Raw genomic sequence first — 2,500 nt, forward strand, 5'->3', positions numbered from 1 at the left:
CTTTTTTGTCCCGCGGCGTCGGCTTTGCCTGCTTGCGGGTCCCTGATGCAGGTTAAAATCGCCGGCTCTCGCAGCAAATACAAAAGAGCCCGCGCGAGGCGGGCTCTTTTGTATTTGGTTGCGGGGACAGGATTTGAACCTGTGACCTTCAGGTTATGAGCCTGACGAGCTACCGGGCTGCTCCACCCCGCGTCGAGATGTAGGTAAGTTTTGGCTTACCGGATTCAAGAGGGGCTGCCAAATGAAAGGGCCGCTTGCGCGGCCCGGGCTCCCGTTTGGCGGGCCTTTATGCATGTCGCCCAAAAGTGCCTGGCGGTTTTGGGACAACGACATGCATCACGACAATCGCAATGAGAAGATTTAGCTCTATCCGGATCCTTCTGATCCGGATGTGAGCCGAACGTGCGTTTTGCAGACCTGGCAGCGACCTACTCTCCCGCGTCTTGAGACGAAGTACCATCAGCGCTGGAGCGTTTCACGGCCGAGTTCGGAATGGGATCGGGTGCAGCCGCTCCGCCATAACCACCAGGTCGGCAAAACGCACGTTCAAATCGAGAAGCTTTCTGAGCGAATAGCGATGAGCGAGTAGCCGATAGGGGGTACCTATTTTCTGCTCTCTCTGAACTGTTCGCTGGTCTTTGTTGTGCCCTGGAGTTCTTTAGCCTGGCGCCTTTCGAAGCGAAGCTTCGCAAGGTCGACCGACCGTCGGCGCCGTTGCGCCGCACCCACGTAGCGCCGCCCGCAGGGCGGAACAAGCGTGAGTGAGAACAAGATGGATATAAGTAATGAGAACGATCAAGCCTATCGAACTATTAGTACCGGTAAGCTTCAAGCGTTGCCGCTCTTCCACACCCGGCCTATCAACGTGGTCGTCTTCCACGGTTCTCAGGGAATACTCGTTTCAAGGTGGGTTTCCCGCTTAGATGCCTTCAGCGGTTATCCCGTCCGGATATAGCTACCCTGCAATGCGGCTGGCGCCACAACAGGTCCACCAGAGATCCGTCCATCCCGGTCCTCTCGTACTAGGGACAGATCCTTTCAATATTCCTACACCCACGGCAGATAGGGACCGAACTGTCTCACGACGTTCTGAACCCAACTCACGTACCGCTTTAAATGGCGAACAGCCATACCCTTGGGACCTGCTCCAGCCCCAGGATGCGATGAGTCGACATCGAGGTGCCAAACAACCCCGTCGATATGGACTCTTGGGGGTCATCAGCCTGTTATCCCCGGCGTACCTTTTATCCGTTGAGCGATGGCCCTTCCACGCGGGACCACCGGATCACTATGACCGACTTTCGTCTCTGCTCGACTTGTCAGTCTCGCAGTCAGGCAGGCTTATGCCATTGCACTCAGCGAACGATTTCCGACCGTTCTGAGCCCACCATCGCGCGCCTCCGTTACTCTTTAGGAGGCGACCGCCCCAGTCAAACTACCCACCATACATTGTCCCGGACCCGGATAACGGGCCGCGGTTAGACATCCATAGTGATAAGGGTGGTATTTCAAGGGTGGCTCCACCTGAGCTGGCGCCCAGGCTTCAAAGCCTACCACCTATCCTACACATGCCACTACGAATGCCAATGTAAAGCTATAGTAAAGGTGCACGGGGTCTTTCCGTCTAACCGCAGGAACCCCGCATCTTCACGGGGAATTCAATTTCACTGAGTCTATGCTGGAGACAGCGGGGAAGTCGTTACGCCATTCGTGCAGGTCGGAACTTACCCGACAAGGAATTTCGCTACCTTAGGACCGTTATAGTTACGGCCGCCGTTTACTGGGGCTTCGATTCAGAGCTTGCACCCCTCCTCTTAACCTTCCAGCACCGGGCAGGCGTCAGACCCTATACGTCGCCTTGCGGCTTCGCAGAGCCCTGTGTTTTTGATAAACAGTCGCTACCCCCTGGTCTGTGCCACCCTCCCTAGCTTGCGCTAAAAAGGGTCACGCTTCTTCCGAAGTTACGCGTGCAATTTGCCGAGTTCCTTCAGCATAGTTCTCTCAAGCGCCTTGGTATACTCTACCTGACCACCAGTGTCGGTTTCGGGTACGGTCTATAAGGAGGAGCTATTTCCTGGAACCACTCCGCTGCCCTTTCAATCCGATAAGATTGGACAACTTGTGTGATCCGTCACTACCTCCAGGCCCACGAATATTAACGTGGTTCCCATCGACTACGCGTTTCCGCCTCGTCTTAGGGGCCGGCTAACCCTGCTCAGATTAACTTTAAGCAGGAACCCTTGGTCTTTCGGCGGGGGAGTCTCTCACTCCCCTTACGTTACTCATGTCAGCATTCGCACTTCTGATACCTCCACCGCCCCTCACGGGTACGGCTTCATCGGCTTACAGAACGCTCCGCTACCGCTCGTGATTGCTCACGAACCCTAAGCTTCGGTGTATGGCTTTAGCCCCGTTACATTTTCGGCGCAAAGACCCTTATTTAGACCAGTGAGCTGTTACGCTTTCTTTAAATGATGGCTGCTTCTAAGCCAACATCCTG

Annotated in this window: 1 tRNA gene and 2 rRNA genes (1 of these 3 cut by a window edge); all 3 read right to left on the bottom strand. The window is 55.2% G+C overall.

The annotated features are described in order from the left end of the window. Positions 1 to 115: 115 nt before the first annotated feature. Positions 116 to 192, bottom strand: a tRNA-Met gene (locus tag ACVMIM_RS00005). Positions 193 to 415: 223 nt separating this feature from the next. After that, positions 416 to 530: ribosomal RNA gene (gene rrf, locus ACVMIM_RS00010) — 5S ribosomal RNA — on the bottom strand. 261 nt (positions 531 to 791) lie between these two features. Further along, positions 792 to 2,500: ribosomal RNA gene (locus ACVMIM_RS00015) — 23S ribosomal RNA — on the bottom strand (it continues 1,171 nt past the right edge of the window).

Source organism: Mesorhizobium sp. USDA 4413, assembly GCF_056280365.1.